Origin of the sequence: Sinomonas gamaensis (assembly GCF_005876955.1) — a bacterium.
Classification (GTDB): domain Bacteria; phylum Actinomycetota; class Actinomycetes; order Actinomycetales; family Micrococcaceae; genus Sinomonas; species Sinomonas gamaensis.
In genome coordinates this window covers 26,269-41,564 of record NZ_SSCL01000005.1, presented here as the reverse complement: position 1 = coordinate 41,564, position 15,296 = coordinate 26,269, and the positions used below count along the sequence as shown (strand labels likewise).

Sequence of the window (15,296 nt, the reverse complement as noted above, 5' to 3'; positions counted from 1 at the left end):
CATCATCCCCGCAGGCCGTAACGGTGTTCGGGGCGCCCGGTAGAGCCGTACCGGAGCTGGATCTCGACGGAGCCATCGTCGGCGAGGGCGGCGAGATAGCGCTGCGCCGTGGCGCGGGAAACGCCGACGACGGCGGCAACCTCCGCGGCGGACAGGAGGTCGCCGGATCCGAGGGCCTCGAGGACGGCAGTTTCTGTACCCGAGCGGGGTCGAGCCGGGGCCGTTGCCTCGCGCCCACCGAGCAGGGCCCGCCGCGCGCGGTCCACGGCGGCTTGGTCGAGGGTCCCAGGGCCCCGGAGCAGACGGCGGTAGCGGGCGTAGCCGCGGAGCACCGCCTCGAGGTCGTCGGCCGTGAACGGCTTGATGAGGTACCCGAGGGCGCCCCGGCGGAGCGCCAGGCGGATCGAGTCAGGATCGGCAGCCGCGGTGAGGATGAAGGCGTCGACGTCAACGGTTCGCAGCAGTTCGAGGCCGGGAGTGTCGGGGAGGTAGACGTCGAGCAGCACGAGGTCTGGGCGCAGCGCGTGCACCGCGTGAAGCGCCAGCGAGGCGGTACCGACCGGCGCGAGGGCCGTGAAGCCCGGGACGCCGTCCACATAGGTCGCGTGCAGTCGGGCTACGTGGAAGTCGTCATCGACGATGAGCACCCTGAAGTCCGTCATGCGGAGCTCCTCCCCACAATGCGTGCGCCGAAGACAGCGCCCGGGCCGCCTGGCCGTCCCGGCGAGATGAGCCAGACGTCTCCTCCGCGCCGGCGGGCCAGCTGCCGGGCGAGGGGAAGGCCTATCCCGTGACCCCAGGGCGGCTCGAGCCGATCGCTCTCAGAGCCTGCGGAAGCCACGGCACGCGTCGTATAGCCGGGCTCGAAGAGCTGCTCCGGGGCCACGGCGCCGATCCCATCCCCGGAATCCGCGACCACGAGGTGAAGGGTGGGGCCGTCGTCGAGAACCTCGACCTCCACCCACCGCTCGCCGTTCTCGTCCTGAGAGCCGGCGACGGCGGCACGGACGGCGTTGTCGACCAGGTTCCCCAAGACGGTGGTCACATCCTGCGGAGCGCCGACGGGCTGGCGCACCAAGGTCTCCGCCCCGAGGCGAAGGACCACCCCGCGCTCGGCGGCCTCGATCCCCTTCGCGCCGAGGAAGGCCTGGAGCGAGGGGTCGCCCAGCAGCTCGGCCTGTTCGAGGGGATAGTCGAGCGGGCCGGAGGCGGCGAGCCGACCGAGGTAGTTCCGTGCTTGCTGGGCCTCCCCGATGTCCAGAAGGCCCGCGACGGTGTGGAGCTGGTTGCTGAACTCGTGGCGCTGGGCGCGCAGGGCTTCGGTGAGGGCGCCGACAGCGTCGAGCTGGCGGGTCAGCCGTTGCAGCTCCGTCCGGTCCCGCAGCATGACGACCCAACCGAGCTCCTGCGAGCCGCGCACCACCGGGCGGGCGCTGGCCACCAGGACCCGTTGGCCGGCGACGAATTCGCGCGTGGCGCCGTCCGCGTCCGTCGCAGTGAGGGCCCGCAGCGCCTCAGGCACCGGCGCGGCCGCCCAATCCGTACCGGTGATGTCCTCGGCCCCGACGAGGAGTCTGCGCGCCGCGTCGTTGACGACTGACACTCGGCCGTCGCGCGAGATCCCGATGACTCCCTCGTCGATCCCGCGGAGCACGGCCTCCTGATCCTGGACCAGGGTCCCGATGTCCTCCGGCTCAAGGCCCAAGGTCAGGTGCGACAGGCGCCGGCGGAGGGCGAGGGAAGCCAGCGTCCCGGCCGTCAGGGCGAGCGTCGCGGTGCCGGCGACGGCGAGGCCGTCACGGCCCAAGCCGTCGACCACGCTCGAGCGGGCGAAGCCCGTGCTGACTTCCCCGACGACGGCTCCCGCCTTCTGCGCCGCGCCCTCGGGCGCCAGGATGGGCACCTTGGCGCCGACCGAGGCGCCCAGCGTTCCCGTGTTGCGGACGGTTTCCTCGCCTCCCGAGAGGGCCACGTCCGGTGCCGTGCTCACCTTCTCCCCGAGCCGTGCGGGGTCGGGGTGGGCGAGGCGAAGGCCCTGCTCGTCGGTGACGACGACGAAGAGCGCCCCGGTGCGCTGCCTCGCCGCGTCTGCCGAGGCCATGATCGGGCCCGCCGCGAGCTGAGCGGGCGGGGGAGTGCCCGGCAGGGCGGCGATCGAGGCGACTTCCCGGCGCACGTCGGGATCCGCCGCGACGGCCCGAGCGAGCGTGAGGGCGTTGTCCTCGGCCTCTGTCCAGAGGCGCTCGTACGCCAGCCAGAGGTGGGCGCCGGCTGCGAGGACGACGGCGAGCGCCACGGCTGCCAGCTGGAGCAGCAGGATCCGCGTGGAGAACCGCAATCCCCGCCGCACTCCTGCGCCATGGGCGCGCTCCGTCGTCGTGCTCATCTGCTCATGCTATTCGTGCGCAGAATGCGCAGAACCCGAAGAATGCGCAGTACTTCGGCCAATTCATGGAAACCCCGGTTCGGCCCAAGAGCCCGGCTACCTTCTGTAGCGCGCATCACAGCGGAGTGATGCCATTCACAGAGAGGAGCCAGCGATGCTGGTACTGCTCGGCTTCGGGATGATCGCCGTCTTCATGGCGCTCATCATGACCAAGAAGCTCACCCCGGTGCTCGCACTGATCATCGTGCCCACCGTCTTCGGCCTCTTCGCCGGCGCGGGGCTCGGCATCGGAGACATGGTCCTGACGTCCATGAAGTCCATGGCGTCGACGGCGGCCCTGCTCATGTTCGCCATCATCTATTTCGGCCTCATGATCGATGTGGGCCTCTTCGACCCCCTGGTCAAGTTCATCCTGCGCAAGCTCGGCAACGACCCGGCCAAGGTCGTCCTCGGCACGGCCCTGCTCGCGGCCGCGGTCTCCCTCGACGGCGACGGATCGACCACCTTCATCCTCACCACGGCCGCGATGCTGCCCGTCTACCTGCGGCTCGGCCTGAGCCCCGTGGTGCTCACCTGCGTTGCCGGCCTGGCCAACGGCACGATGAACATCCTCCCGTGGGGCGGCCCGACGGCCCGTGCCGCCGCGGCACTCAAGATCGACGTCAACGACGTCTTCGTCCCCATGGTCCCGTCGCTCCTTGCCGGCCTCGTGCTCGTGGTCCTCTTCTCGTGGCAGCTCGGTCTGCGGGAGCGCCGCCGCCTCGCCGCAGAGCGTCCCGAAGTGTGGGGCGCCGGCGGCTCTGGGTTCTCCGGGAGCCCCTTCGCTGCGGTGCGGGGCGGAAAGCGGACGACGCCGGGCGGCGGGCTCGCGCTCGCAGCGCCGGCTGAGCCCGTGCTCACCCTCGAGAGCGAGTCGATGGGCGGCACCGCCCTCGACCCGACGCGCTCGACGCTGCGCCCGAAGCTGTTCTGGTTCAACCTTGCCCTCACGGTCGGGATCATGGTGCTGCTCGTGGCCAACGTCCTGCCGCTGCCGTACGTCTTCATGGTGGGCGCCGCCGTCGCCCTCGTGGTCAATTTCCCGCGGGTCAAGGACCAGGCCGCGCAGCTCGTGGCGCACGCGCCGTCGATCGTCGCCGTCGTCTCGATGGTGATGGCGGCCGCCGTCCTCACTGGCGTGCTGACCGGCAAGATCAACGGCACGACGATCGTCCAGGAGATGTCGTCCTGGCTCGTGTCGATCATCCCGGCCGAGGCCGGCCCGTTCATGGCAGTCATCACCGGCATCCTGTCCATCCCGATGACCTTCTTCATGAGCAATGACGCGTTCTACTTCGGCGTCCTGCCGATCCTCTCCGAGACCGCAGGCCACTACGGTATCGGCGCCGCGGAGATGGCGCGTGCGTCCATCACGGGCCAGCCGTTCCACCTCCAGAGCCCGCTGGTGCCGGCGATCCTCCTGCTCGTCTCTCTCGCGAAGGTCGAGCTCGGCGACCACCACAAGCTCGTCCTCTGGCGCACGGCGGCGATCTCGCTCGTGATGCTCGCCGTCGGCGTGCTGATCGGGGTCATCGGAATCGGCTAGCTCCCTGCGACCCCGGGGCATTGCCCTTCTCACCGCGCGACTAGACTGGACGGCGATACCTAACCACCGCACAGGGGAGATCCATGGCTGAGATCACTCGTGACGACGTTGCGCATTTGGCGCAGCTTGCGCGCATCGAGATGAGTGCAGAAGAGCTGGACAGGATGGCGGGCGAGCTCGCCCACATCGTCGACGCCGTCAAGTCGGTGAGCGAGGTCGCGGGCCCGGATGTCCCTGCAACGTCCCACCCGATCGCGCTCAGCAACGTCTTCCGCGAGGACGTCGTGGGTCACGTGCTGACCCCCGAGGAGGCCCTGTCCGGTGCGCCCGACGCCGAGGACAGCCGCTTCAAGGTCCCGGCCATCCTGGACGAGGAGTGAGCGCCCGAATGAACGAGCTGATTACGAGCACGGCCACGCAGCTGGCCGAGAAGCTGTCCACGAAGGAGGTCTCCTCCGAAGAGGTCACGCAGGCGCACTTGGACCGTATCGCCGAGGTCGACGAGGAGGTCCACGCGTTCCTGCACGTCAACACGGAGGAGGCGCTCGCCGTCGCCCGCGAGGTGGACTCCCTCCGCGCCGCGGGCGGGGACGACGCCGCCGCTCTGCATCCGCTGGCCGGCGTGCCGATCGCGATCAAGGACCTCATCGTCACCGTCGGCCAGCCGACGACGGCGGGCTCCCGCATCCTGGAGGGCTGGAAGAGCCCCTACGACGCGACCGTGATCCGCAAGATCAGGGCCGCCAAGCTTCCGATGCTCGGCAAGACGAACCTCGACGAGTTTGCGATGGGCTCCTCGACCGAGCACTCGGCGTTCGGGCCGACGCGCAACCCGTGGGACCTCGACCGGATCCCCGGCGGTTCCGGCGGCGGCTCGGCGGCCGCGGTGGCCGCTTTCGAAGCGCCGCTTGCCCTCGGCACGGACACCGGCGGGTCCATCCGCCAGCCCGGCGCGGTCACGGGAACGGTAGGGGTGAAGCCGACGTACGGCGCGGTGTCGCGCTACGGCGCGATCGCAATGGCGTCGAGCCTCGACCAGATCGGACCGGTCTCCCGGTCGATTCTGGACGCGGCCCTCCTTCAGGAGCTCATCGGCGGCCACGATCCGTTCGACTCGACCTCCCTGACGGACTCCTTCGACAACCTCGCCGAAGCCGCCCGGAACGGCAGCGTCGACGGCGTGCGCATCGGCATTGTGAAGGAGCTCGGCGGCGAGGGCTTCCAGGCCGGCGTCGAGGCGCGCTTCCGCGACGCCGTGGAACTGCTCCGCGGGGCGGGCGCGGAGATCGTCGAGGTTTCGTGCCCCAACTTCAAATACGCCCTCGGCGCGTATTACCTCATCATGCCGTCCGAGGTCTCCTCGAACCTCGCGAAGTTCGACGGCGTCCGCTATGGCCTGCGGGTCCTGCCGAAGGACGGCCCGCTCACGATCGAGCGGGTGATGGGTGCCACGCGCGCCGCCGGATTCGGCGATGAGGCGAAGCGCCGCATCATCCTCGGCACGTATGCCCTCTCGGCCGGCTACTACGACGCCTACTACGGCTCGGCCCAGAAGGTCCGCACGCTCATCCAGCGCGACTTCGACGCGGCGTTCGAGAAGGCCGACATCCTCATCTCGCCGACGGCGCCTACCACGGCGTTCCCGCTCGGCGAGAAGCTCGATGACCCGCTGGCCATGTACCTCAACGACGTCGCGACGATCCCGGCCAACCTCGCCGGCGTCCCCGGCCTCTCCCTTCCGGGCGGCCTCGCGGATGAGGACGGCCTGCCCGTCGGCGTTCAGCTCCTTGCGCCTGCCCGCGAGGACGCTCGCCTGTACAAGGTCGGGGCCGTCCTGGAATCCCTGCTCGAGGCGCAGTGGGGTGGCCCGCTGCTGGCGAAGGCTCCGGTCCTCGGGACCGAGAAGACCGGAGGTGTGAAGTAATGGCTGACCAGATCCTGTCCTTCGACGAGGCCATGGAGCAGTTCGATCCCGTCCTCGGCTTCGAGGTCCACGTCGAGCTCAACACCAAGACCAAGATGTTCTCCTCGGCCCCGAACGCCTTCGGCGACGACCCGAACACGAACGTCAACGAGGTCGACCTCGGCATGCCGGGCGTGCTCCCTGTGGTGAACAAGGCCGCCGTCGAGTCGTCGATCAAGATCGGCCTCGCGCTCAACTGCGAGATCGCGGAGTCCTGCCGGTTCGCCCGGAAGAACTACTTCTACCCGGATACCCCGAAGAACTTCCAGACCTCCCAGTACGACGAGCCCATCGCCCACGACGGCTGGATCGACATCGAACTCGAGGACGGCGAAGTGTTCCGCGTCGAGATCGAGCGCGCGCACATGGAGGAGGACGCCGGCAAGCTGACCCACATGGGTGGGGCGACCGGTCGCATCCAGGGAGCCGATTACTCGCTCGTCGACTACAACCGCGCGGGCGTCCCGCTTGTCGAGATCGTCACGAAACCGATTGTCGGCGCGGGCCGCCGTGCGCCCGAACTGGCTCGCGCCTACGTCTCGGCGATCCGCGAGATCGTGAAGAACCTCGGGGTCTCGGATGCCCGCATGGAGCGCGGCAACGTCCGGTGCGACGCGAACGTCTCCCTCATGCCGAAGGGCGCTGACAAGTTCGGCATTCGCTCGGAGACCAAGAACGTCAACTCGCTGCGGTCCGTCGAGCACGCCGTGCGCTTCGAGATCCAGCGTCACGCGGCGGTTCTCGCGGCTGGGGAGAAGGTCACCCAGGAGACGCGCCACTGGCACGAGGACACGCGCACGACGACGGCGGGCCGCCCGAAGAGCGACGCCGATGACTACCGCTACTTCCCCGAGCCTGACCTTGTGCCGCTTGTGGCAACGCGCGAGTGGGTCGAGTCGCTCCGTGCGCAGCTTCCCGAACCGCCGGCCGAGCGCCGCAAGCGCCTCAAGACGGCGTGGGGTTACTCCGATCCCGAGTTCCGGGACGTGGTCAATGCTGGCGTGATGGACGCGATTGAGGAGACCATCGCGGCTGGCGCGACTCCCGCGGCCGCGCGCAAGTGGTGGATGGGCGAGATCGTCGGGCGTGCAAAGGTAGCCGACGTCGATCCCGCAGACCTCGGAGTGAGCCCTGAGGCCATCGTCGAGCTCAACGGTCTCGTCGAGGGCGGAAAGCTCAACAACAAGATGGCCGGGCAGGTCCTCGACGGCGTCATCGCCGGGGAGGGCACTCCGACGCAGGTCATGGAGTCCCGCGGGCTGGTCCTCGTGTCCGACGACGGCCCCCTCCTTGAGGCGATCGACGCGGCGCTCGCCGCGCAGCCCGATGTCGCGGACAAGATCCGCGGCGGCAAGGTCCAGGCGGTGGGTGCGATCGTCGGTGGCGTCATGAAGGCCACGCGCGGCCAGGCCGACGCCGGTCGGGTGCGCGAGCTCATCCTCGAGAAGCTGGGCGTCAACGCGTAATGCGTTGCATCCCCTCCTTCACTAAGAGCCGCCGGGCCCAGACCTTCTGGACCCGGCGGCTGCGTCTTACGCTGACCTTCATGAGTTCACCGATCGCCCTGCACGCCACGGTCCTCGGAGCACCGGACCCCCGGCAGCTCGCTCGCTTCTACGCCAATCTCCTCGGATGGGAGCTGGGGGAGGACAGCCGGGAGTGGTGCACAGTCCTGAACCCTGCTGGGGGCCCTAAGCTCTCCTTCCAGGTCGAGGACAACTTCGAGGCCCCCGTCTGGCCCGAGCAGCCGGGGAAGCAGCAGATGATGATGCACCTTGACCTCAAGGTCGAGAATCTCGAGAAGGCGGCGGCCCACGCGAAGGAATGCGGAGCGCGCAGGGCTGATCACCAGCCTCAGGACGACGTCATCGTCTTCTTCGACCCGGCGGGCCACCCCTTCTGCCTTTTCGAGAACTGAAGCGACCTAGCTTTGGTCTCGCTGTGAATCTCCTTCCGACTGCCTGTGGATACGAATTGAGCGGGGCGTGTCGGGGGATCATGAACACATGAGCAACACCTATCCGCCTGTTCCGCCGACCCCGCCCAGCTCCAACGTTCCTCAACCGCCGAGGACCCGTCGCGCTGTGGTGATCGGCGCCGTCGTCCTCGGTCTCGCGGGCGCGGGAAGCGCCGCGGTATGGGCAGCGGATCAGAGCGGCAGCCCGACGCCGTCGCCCTCGGCCAGCGCGAGCGCGCACCCGAGCAAGCACGCGAGCAAGCCGGGCGCCGGGCAGGCCGGCGCCGAGACACTCCACGGACAGATGACGGTCAAGAAGCCGGACGGCTCGATCGAGACGGTGTTCGTGCAGCGCGGCACGGTAACAGACATCAGCGACACCAAGCTGACCGTCAAGAGCGACGATGGCTTCACGCAGACCTACACGCTCAACGGTTCGACGAAGTTTGTGGGACAGGGGCAGCCCAAGGGCGCAGCCATCAAGTCCGGTGACGTCTCCAAGGGCGACACCGTCATGGTGCGCGCGGCCCAGACCAGCAACGAGTACGTGGCCGATCAGGTGAAGAAGGGGCCGTTCGCGAACAAGCAGGTCCGCGAGAACCCGGGCCAACACCGGCAGAAGGGGCAATCGGGCACGCCGTCGCCGAGCCCCTCGAAGGCTTCCCCCAGCCCGTCGAGTACGTCATAGGCGGCCGGTCGGCTCCCGCACGTCGCTAGGAGGGCTTACAGCCGATTCCTCGGCTGGGATTGGGTGCCTTCCGCATCCTCCAGCAGACCCAAAGTTGCCATGGCGGACGCCAGGATGAACCACGCCCAGACCGGCAGCGACGCGGGCAGCCCGAGTTTGCTTGCGGTAAGGAACACCACGCCGTTGAGCGCGCTGACGATGAAGAGCACTGCGCCCACACGGGGAGGCATCGGCCACAGCGCGAGCGCGATGAGCAACAGCAAGGCCGCACCACCCGTGGGCCAGACGAGCCAGTGCTGGCCTTCCCTGATGAGGGCAGCGAGCAGAAGACTGACGAGGCAGCAGACGGCGCCGGCCACGCCACCGGAGAGTCGGAATTTGGAGAACATTCGCACAGGGTAGGGCCTGCCGCCCCGTCAAGATCCACTCGAGGTGCAATTGTGCGCACGAACTAGGGCATATTGAATGTCCTCATGAAAGCCCTGTACAAGTCTGGCCCCCACCCGGGGTTTGCGCTGGTCGAGCTGCCGGAGCCGAAACCCGGTCCGGCGGATGTGAAGATCCGCGTTCTGGCGACCGGGATCTGCGGAACGGATCTGCACATCCAGTCCTGGGACGCGACCGCCCAGTCGATGATCACTGTCCCGCTGGTCCCGGGCCACGAGTTCTATGGGGAGGTCGTGGAGGTCGGGGATGAGGTGCGGGACGTGCGGCCGGGGGATCGGGTCTCGGGCGAGGGGCATATCGTGTGCGGGATCTGCCGGAACTGCCGGGCGGGCCGGCGGCAGATGTGCATTCACGTCCAGAGCGTGGGCGTGCAGCGCGACGGCGCTTTTGCCGAGTACGTGGTGATCCCTGAGACGAATGTCTGGGTCCACCACGATGCCTCCGTCACCCCGGAGCTCGGGGCGATCTTCGACCCGTTCGGCAACGCGACCCACACGGCGCTGAGCTTCCCCCTGGTGGGCGAGGACGTGCTGATCACGGGGGCGGGGCCGATCGGGCTGATGGCCATCTCGGTGGCCCGGCACGCGGGGGCGCGGAAGATCGCCATCACCGATGTCTCCCGGCGCCGCCTGGACCTGGCCCGGCAGATGGGGGCCGACTTGGCGGTGGATGTCTCGGCGATGACGGTTGCGGAGGCCCAGAGGGAGCTCGGCCTGGTGGAGGGCTTCGACGTGGGGTTTGAGATGTCCGGGCGGCCGTCGGCGCTGCAGGGGATGATCGAGAACATGAACCACGGTGGCCGGATCGCGCTGCTCGGACTGCCGGCGCAGGCAGCGGAGATCGACTGGGGCAAAGTCGTCACGCACATGCTCACGTTGAAGGGCATCTACGGGCGCGAGATGTTCGAGACCTGGTACGCGATGAGCGCGATGCTGTCCTCGAACCCGACGCTGCACCGGAACGTGGCCGCGGTGGTCACCGACGTCCTGCCGGCGGAGCGCTGGGAGGAGGGGTTCGCCGTCGCCCGCTCTGGAAGCGGCGGCAAGGTGGTGCTGGACTGGTCGGGCGTCTAGGCCCCGAAGCGCAAGGACGCAGACGAAAGGGAGAACATGTTCGCAGGAGTCAGGGAGCAGCTCGCCGGCGAGCTTGCGGAAATCCGCCAGGCGGGGACGTTCAAGGAGGAGCGCCACATCGATTCGCCGCAGTCCGCCCACATCCAGGCGGGGCCCCTGGGCGCGCCCGCGGGGGAGGTGCTGAACTTCTGCGCGAACAACTACCTCGGCCTGGCGGACCACCCGGAGCTGATCGAGGCGGCGAAGAAGGCCCTCGACGAGCGCGGCTTCGGGATGGCCTCGGTCCGGTTCATCTGCGGCACTCAGGACGCGCACCTGGCCTTGGAACGCCGGGTCTCGGAGTTCCTCGGCACCGAGGACACCATCCTGTTCTCGAGCTGCTTCGACGCCAACGGCGGCGTGTTCGAGGCGATCCTGGGCCCGGAGGACGCGGTGATCTCCGACGCGCTCAACCACGCCTCGATCATCGACGGCATCCGCCTGTGCAAGGCGGCCCGGCTGCGGTACGCCAACCGGGACATGCGTGAGCTCGAGGCGCGCCTGCGCGAGGCGGGATCGATGAACGACGGCGTCGGCGCGCGCCGGACGCTGATCGTCACCGACGGGGTGTTCTCCATGGACGGCTACCTCGCGCCGCTGCGGGAGATCTGCGACCTCGCCGAGCGGTACGGGGCCATGGTCATGGTGGACGATTCCCACGCAGTCGGGTTCATGGGGGCCACGGGCGCGGGCACTCCCGAGCATGCGGGGGTCTCCGATCGGGTGGACATCTACACGGGCACGTTCGGCAAAGCCCTCGGCGGGGCCTCCGGCGGGTACGTCTCGGGCCGGGCCGAGATCGTCGCGACCCTTCGGCAGAAGGCCCGCCCGTACCTGTTCTCGAACTCCGTGGCGCCGATGATCGTCGCCGCGACCCTGCGCGCGCTGGACCTCGTCGCCGAGTCGGGCGAGCTGCGCGCGCGGCTGTTCGAGAACGCGGCCCGGTTCCGGCGGCGCATGGCCGAGGAGGGCTTCGATCTCCTCCCCGGTGAACACGCGATCGTCCCGGTCATGTTCGGCGACGCCGTCCTCGCCGGCCGCATCGCCGCCGAGATGCTCGTCCACGGCGTCTATGTCACCGCCTTCTCGTATCCGGTCGTGCCCAAGGGCAAGGCCCGCATCCGCGTCCAGCTCTCCGCCGCCCACACCCCCGAAGACATCGAGACGGCGGTGAGGGCTTTCGCCGCGGCTCGCGACGCCGTCGGCTCCTCCGACGCCCGCAGGTAGGGTGGGGCCATGGTCATCATGGACAGCACCAACGATGTTGATGTCCTCATTGTCGGCGGTGGCATTGCCGGCCTCTCCCTGGCCGCCGAGCTTGCGGGCAGCTGCCGGGTAGCCCTGGTCGAGGCGGAGCCCAGCCTCGCCTACCACACGTCCGCGCGCTCGGCCCAGCAGCTCATCCCGAGCTATGGACCCGCCCCGGTGCGGGAGCTCACCCGCCGGACGCTCACCCGGCTCGCCGACGCGGCGGACGATGACGGGCGGCGGCTGGCGTGGCCCAGCCGCTTCATGCTCGTGGGCACCAGAGCCCAGGTCGCGGCGGAGGCGCACGCCGGGATGGACGCGCTCTCGCCCGAGGAGGCTCGGAAGGTTGCCCCGGTCCTGCGGGAGGGCGCTTTCGAGGCGGCGGCGCTTGACAACGACTCCTGGCGCACCGACGCTCCGGCCCTTCTCGCCCATCTCGAGGCGCGCGCCCGCTCGGGCGGGGTCGCGATTCACGTCGGCAGCCCGATCCACACGGCCCAGCGGGTCGGCGAGGGTTGGCTCGTGGGCGCGGGGGCGGAGGGTTTCCATGCGACAAACGTGGTCAACGCGGCCGGCGCGTGGGCGGACGACGTCGCGATCCTGTTCGGCGTCGAGCGGTTGGGCCTCCAGCCATTCCGGCGCACCGCGGCGCTGGTCTCACTGGCAGAACCCCTCGCTGCCGAGACGCCCATGGTGGCCGCCGCGGACGACACCTGGTACTTCCGGCCGGATGCGGCCGGCGCTCTTGTCTCGCCGTCCGAAAGCGAACCGAGCCGGGCCGAGGACGCGATCCCCCGTCCCGGCCACATCGAGCGCACCCTCGAGCTCATCCGAGCGGTCGCCGACCTCCCCGTCACGGGAATCGTCCGTGCCTGGACAGGCCTGCGCACCTCACCGGCAGACGGACTGCCGGTCCTCGGCTTCGACCCGGAGGCCCCCGGCTTCTTCTGGCTCGCGGGGCAGGGCGGCTACGGCTTCCAGACGTCGTTCGCGCTCGCTGAGGACGCCGCCGGGCAGCTGCTGTCGGGCCACGACGCGCTGAGGAGCGGGGTGCATCCGGTATCCGAGACGGAGCGCGCGCTCGATCCGCATCGGCTGTCAGTGCGCCGCTAGAGGATGGGTTCATGACCCTCCTCATCGACAACATCGGCGAGCTCTCCACCCAGGATTGGCGGGACGGGAGCAGCGAAGCTGTTGCCGCGAGCGTCCTCCGCGATGCCGCCGTGGTGCTCGACGGCGAGCGGATTGCCTGGGTGGGTCCGTCGTCGTCCGCCCCTGCCGCGGACGAGCGCTACGACGCGGAGGGCCGTGCAGCCCTCCCAGGTTGGGTCGATTCCCACAGCCACTTGGTGTTCGCGGGCGATCGCACCGCGGAGTTCGAGGCCAGGATGGCGGGGGAGGCCTACGCCGCAGGTGGCATCGGCGTGACGACGACGGCGACTCGCGCCGCCTCGGACCACGAGCTGAGGCGCCTGCTCGCCTCCCGGGTGGCTGAGGCAGCTGCGGGCGGAACGACGTATCTCGAGACAAAGACGGGCTACGGGCTCGACGTCGCCAACGAACGCCGCAGCGCCGAGCTCGCGGCCGAAGCAGTGGACGAGGTGACCTATCTCGGCGCGCACCTTGTCCCAGCAGGAGTTGACGCCGAGGAATACACGGATCTCGTGTGCGGGGAGATGCTCGAGGCCGTGCGGCCGTTCGCGCGGTGGGCGGACGTGTTCTGCGAGCGTGGAGCGTTCACGGAGGAGCAATCGCGGCGCGTGTTGCTCGCCTGCCGGGACGCGGGCCTCGGGCTGCGCGTTCATGGCAATCAGCTCGGCCCCGGTGCTGGGGTGCGCCTCGCGGCCGAGGTGGGAGCGGCGAGCGTGGACCATGTGAACTTTCTTGACGACGCCGACGTCGACGTGCTCGCCGAAACCTGGGCCGGGTGGGGCGGCGCCTCGTCCCAGGAAGGAGCGGGAACGGTGGCGACGGTCCTCCCTGCATGTGACCTCTCAACCCGGGCTCCGCTCGCGCCCGCGCGCCGCCTCCTGGACGCCGGAGTCCAGCTCGCCATTGCCTCGAACTGCAACCCGGGCACGAGCTACACGAGCTCGATCGCGTTCTGCGTCACCACGGCCGTCCTTCAGATGGGGCTGAGTGTCCAAGACGCCGTGCGCGCCGCAACGTTCGGCGGAGCCCTCGCCCTGCGGCGGCACCTCGGGCGGGACGCGGACGGGCAGCGGGCGGTGGGCTCGATCGCCGTCGGGCACCGCGCCGACCTCCAGCTCCTCGATGCGCCCTCGGCAACCCACCTCGCCTACCGGCCAGGCATGCCGCTGACTCACGCCGTGTGGAGGGCGGGCAAGAGACTGAGGTAGTGCCGCGTTAGGGCAGGATTGATGCATGCCCGATGCACCCGCCGTCGTCCGTTCCGGCTCCCGCACGCGCTGGCGAGCGCAGCTCCTCATCGTCCTGGGCCTGTCCCTTGGCCAGTCGGCGGTGTACTCGGTGGTGCAGCTGCTCGACAAGGCGACTCAGGCCCCGCTCTCGAAGGGGACGTCGACGCTCAACCGCTCGCTCAGCCAGCGGGAGTACTTCGATCTCGTCTATCAGCTGCTGGACATCGTGTTCTCGCTCGTGCCAGTGGCCCTCGCTCTGTACTTCGTGTGGGAGGCGGTGGGCAGGGGATCATGGACGCGTCCGTTCCGGCGCCTCGGACTTGATCTGCGGAGGCCGGGCCGAGATGCGCTACTGGGCGTCGGGCTGTTCCTCGGGATCGGCATACCTTCGCTCGGCCTGTACTGGCTCGGCCGCACCCTCGGCATCACGACCTCGATCATTCCCAGCGGCCTCGACCAGTATTGGTGGACTGTGCCGGTGCTCATCCTCTCGGCCGTGCGGCACGCGCTGCTGGAGGAGACGATCGTCGTCGGCTTCCTCCTCGGCTGGCTGCGGCGCTTGGGGTGGAGCACGACGGCGGCCGTCGCCACGAGCGCGATCCTGAGGGGCAGCTATCACCTCTATCAGGGAATCGGCCCGTTCGTGGGGAACGCGATCATGGGGCTCATCTTCTGCTGGGTCTACCGTCGCTGGGGCAGGGTCATGCCGCTCGTGGTCGCGCACGCGCTCCTGGACATCGTTGCGTTCGTCGGCTTCAGCCTCGTGGGGAAGGCGATCGGCCTGGGATGAGAAAATCCGCCCGGGTTGAGAACAGGACCCCGCAGCGCTGCGGGGTCCTGTCCGGGTGAAGCGTGGTCTGGGGTTGTCAGATCGTGACGAGACCGCTTCCCGTGTCGAACGTGACTGACATGATGCCGGGCGTGCCCTTCGGCGAGACCCACTCGACCTCGACGTCCTCGAGCGGCTTCTCGACCGGCTCGCCGAGCCACTCGGTCACGCGCTCTGCCGAGCCGGCGATGGTGAGCTTCGTGACCGAGACGGTCCCGGGGTAGGCGTTCGACGGGTGGAGGCCCGGATCGCCTTCCCACTTGAGCATGTACGGCACCTGCGGATCGGCGATGAGGCCGAGGATGCCGATCTGCTTCCACACGAGCTCGCGCCCGTCGGGGAACTTCCGGTTGCCGGGAACGGCCTTGCGGCCGAGCCGCTCTTCGAACGGAGCGAGGTCGTCCACCTCGACACACCAGCCCATCCATCCGCCACCGGACGCCGACCGGGCGCGAACGGCCTGGCCGAAGGGGGCCTTGTCCGACGCCGGGTGGTCGAGGACTTCGACGACCTCGAGGTAGTGGTGCCCGGTGAGCGGGATGATCATATTGCGGGTGCCGAACCGAGGGTGGACCCCGCCCTTGACCGCCTCGACCCCGAGCGCGCTGGCGATCCTCTCCGTTGTGGCCGCCAGGCCGTCGGGCTCGCAGGCATAAGAAACATGGTCCATACGCATGCAGTCATCTTGGCACTTTGTGAC

Annotated in this window: 15 protein-coding genes; 11 read left to right on the top strand and 4 right to left on the bottom strand. The window is 69.3% G+C overall.

The features are described from left to right. Window positions 1–2: 2 nt before the first annotated feature. Window positions 3–662: a response regulator gene (locus tag E5679_RS08650; RefSeq protein WP_138414836.1), complete on the bottom strand. Its 660-nt coding sequence runs from the start codon at window positions 660–662 to the stop codon at window positions 3–5. Then, a complete protein-coding gene (locus E5679_RS08645) occupies window positions 659–2,386 on the bottom strand; it encodes a sensor histidine kinase (protein WP_171042297.1) in 1,728 nt (575 codons plus the stop codon). Before E5679_RS08645 ends, E5679_RS08650 begins: the two co-directional genes overlap by 4 nt. Window positions 2,387–2,540: 154 nt before the next feature. Between E5679_RS08645 and E5679_RS08640 the strand changes: the two genes are divergently transcribed. From E5679_RS08640 to E5679_RS08615, 6 genes are all read left to right on the top strand, one after another. Then, window positions 2,541–3,971: a CitMHS family transporter gene (locus tag E5679_RS08640; RefSeq protein ID WP_138414834.1), complete on the top strand. Its 1,431-nt coding sequence runs from the start codon at window positions 2,541–2,543 to the stop codon at window positions 3,969–3,971. An 83-nt stretch (window positions 3,972–4,054) separates the two neighbouring features. Beyond that, a complete protein-coding gene (gene gatC / locus E5679_RS08635) occupies window positions 4,055–4,351 on the top strand; it encodes an Asp-tRNA(Asn)/Glu-tRNA(Gln) amidotransferase subunit GatC (RefSeq protein WP_138414832.1) in 297 nt (98 codons plus the stop codon). An 8-nt stretch (window positions 4,352–4,359) separates the two neighbouring features. After that, a complete protein-coding gene (gatA, locus tag E5679_RS08630; protein ID WP_171042296.1) occupies window positions 4,360–5,895 on the top strand; it encodes an Asp-tRNA(Asn)/Glu-tRNA(Gln) amidotransferase subunit GatA in 1,536 nt (511 codons plus the stop codon). After that, window positions 5,895–7,400 (top strand): Asp-tRNA(Asn)/Glu-tRNA(Gln) amidotransferase subunit GatB, encoded by a 1,506-nt coding sequence (gene gatB / locus E5679_RS08625; protein ID WP_138414828.1) that lies wholly within the window; start codon window positions 5,895–5,897, stop codon window positions 7,398–7,400. Before gatA ends, gatB begins: the two co-directional genes overlap by 1 nt. A gap of 80 nt (window positions 7,401–7,480) precedes the next feature. Then, window positions 7,481–7,852 carry a VOC family protein gene (locus E5679_RS08620; RefSeq protein ID WP_138414826.1) on the top strand — a complete coding sequence of 124 codons (372 nt, stop codon included), beginning with the start codon at window positions 7,481–7,483 and terminating at the stop codon, window positions 7,850–7,852. Window positions 7,853–7,940: 88 nt separating this feature from the next. Continuing rightward, window positions 7,941–8,579 carry a DUF5666 domain-containing protein gene (locus tag E5679_RS08615; protein ID WP_138414824.1) on the top strand — a complete coding sequence of 213 codons (639 nt, stop codon included), beginning with the start codon at window positions 7,941–7,943 and terminating at the stop codon, window positions 8,577–8,579. 35 nt (window positions 8,580–8,614) lie between these two features. Here E5679_RS08615 and E5679_RS08610 read toward each other — a convergent pair whose 3' ends face one another. Continuing rightward, the gene (locus E5679_RS08610; RefSeq protein ID WP_138414822.1) at window positions 8,615–8,968 is read right to left on the bottom strand and encodes a hypothetical protein; all 354 of its coding nucleotides are present in this window, start codon (window positions 8,966–8,968) and stop codon (window positions 8,615–8,617) included. Between the two features lie 84 nt (window positions 8,969–9,052). Between E5679_RS08610 and tdh the strand changes: the two genes are divergently transcribed. From tdh to E5679_RS08585, 5 genes are read left to right on the top strand one after another with little or no spacing between them, the layout of a single operon-like run. Continuing rightward, window positions 9,053–10,099 carry an L-threonine 3-dehydrogenase gene (tdh, locus tag E5679_RS08605; protein WP_138414820.1) on the top strand — a complete coding sequence of 349 codons (1,047 nt, stop codon included), beginning with the start codon at window positions 9,053–9,055 and terminating at the stop codon, window positions 10,097–10,099. Window positions 10,100–10,135: 36 nt separating this feature from the next. After that, entirely contained in the window at window positions 10,136–11,365 is a 1,230-nt protein-coding gene (locus tag E5679_RS08600; protein ID WP_138414818.1) for a glycine C-acetyltransferase, read from the top strand. A 9-nt stretch (window positions 11,366–11,374) separates the two neighbouring features. Further along, window positions 11,375–12,499 carry an NAD(P)/FAD-dependent oxidoreductase gene (locus E5679_RS08595; protein WP_249336030.1) on the top strand — a complete coding sequence of 375 codons (1,125 nt, stop codon included), beginning with the start codon at window positions 11,375–11,377 and terminating at the stop codon, window positions 12,497–12,499. A gap of 11 nt (window positions 12,500–12,510) precedes the next feature. Continuing rightward, window positions 12,511–13,746, top strand: a complete 1,236-nt coding sequence (hutI, locus tag E5679_RS08590) for an imidazolonepropionase (RefSeq protein ID WP_138414816.1) — start codon at window positions 12,511–12,513, stop codon at window positions 13,744–13,746. Between the two features lie 25 nt (window positions 13,747–13,771). Then, the gene (locus E5679_RS08585) at window positions 13,772–14,557 is read left to right on the top strand and encodes a CPBP family intramembrane glutamic endopeptidase (RefSeq protein ID WP_138414814.1); all 786 of its coding nucleotides are present in this window, start codon (window positions 13,772–13,774) and stop codon (window positions 14,555–14,557) included. Between the two features lie 76 nt (window positions 14,558–14,633). Here E5679_RS08585 and E5679_RS08580 read toward each other — a convergent pair whose 3' ends face one another. Next, window positions 14,634–15,272: a VOC family protein gene (locus E5679_RS08580; protein WP_138414812.1), complete on the bottom strand. Its 639-nt coding sequence runs from the start codon at window positions 15,270–15,272 to the stop codon at window positions 14,634–14,636. Window positions 15,273–15,296 lie beyond the last annotated feature (24 nt).

Bases quoted from the DNA above. Each gene is read 5' to 3' on its own strand.
- E5679_RS08650 (WP_138414836.1), bottom strand. From the start codon at position 662: ATGACGGACTTCAGGGTGCTCATCGTCGATGACGACTTCCACGTAGCC.
- E5679_RS08645 (WP_171042297.1), bottom strand. From the start codon at position 2,386: ATGAGCACGACGACGGAGCGCGCCCATGGCGCAGGAGTGCGGCGGGGA.
- E5679_RS08640 (WP_138414834.1), top strand. From the start codon at position 2,541: ATGCTGGTACTGCTCGGCTTCGGGATGATCGCCGTCTTCATGGCGCTC.
- gatC (WP_138414832.1), top strand. From the start codon at position 4,055: ATGGCTGAGATCACTCGTGACGACGTTGCGCATTTGGCGCAGCTTGCG.
- gatA (WP_171042296.1), top strand. From the start codon at position 4,360: ATGAACGAGCTGATTACGAGCACGGCCACGCAGCTGGCCGAGAAGCTG.
- gatB (WP_138414828.1), top strand. From the start codon at position 5,895: ATGGCTGACCAGATCCTGTCCTTCGACGAGGCCATGGAGCAGTTCGAT.
- E5679_RS08620 (WP_138414826.1), top strand. From the start codon at position 7,481: ATGAGTTCACCGATCGCCCTGCACGCCACGGTCCTCGGAGCACCGGAC.
- E5679_RS08615 (WP_138414824.1), top strand. From the start codon at position 7,941: ATGAGCAACACCTATCCGCCTGTTCCGCCGACCCCGCCCAGCTCCAAC.
- E5679_RS08610 (WP_138414822.1), bottom strand. From the start codon at position 8,968: ATGTTCTCCAAATTCCGACTCTCCGGTGGCGTGGCCGGCGCCGTCTGC.
- tdh (WP_138414820.1), top strand. From the start codon at position 9,053: ATGAAAGCCCTGTACAAGTCTGGCCCCCACCCGGGGTTTGCGCTGGTC.
- E5679_RS08600 (WP_138414818.1), top strand. From the start codon at position 10,136: ATGTTCGCAGGAGTCAGGGAGCAGCTCGCCGGCGAGCTTGCGGAAATC.
- E5679_RS08595 (WP_249336030.1), top strand. From the start codon at position 11,375: ATGGTCATCATGGACAGCACCAACGATGTTGATGTCCTCATTGTCGGC.
- hutI (WP_138414816.1), top strand. From the start codon at position 12,511: ATGACCCTCCTCATCGACAACATCGGCGAGCTCTCCACCCAGGATTGG.
- E5679_RS08585 (WP_138414814.1), top strand. From the start codon at position 13,772: ATGCCCGATGCACCCGCCGTCGTCCGTTCCGGCTCCCGCACGCGCTGG.
- E5679_RS08580 (WP_138414812.1), bottom strand. From the start codon at position 15,272: ATGCGTATGGACCATGTTTCTTATGCCTGCGAGCCCGACGGCCTGGCG.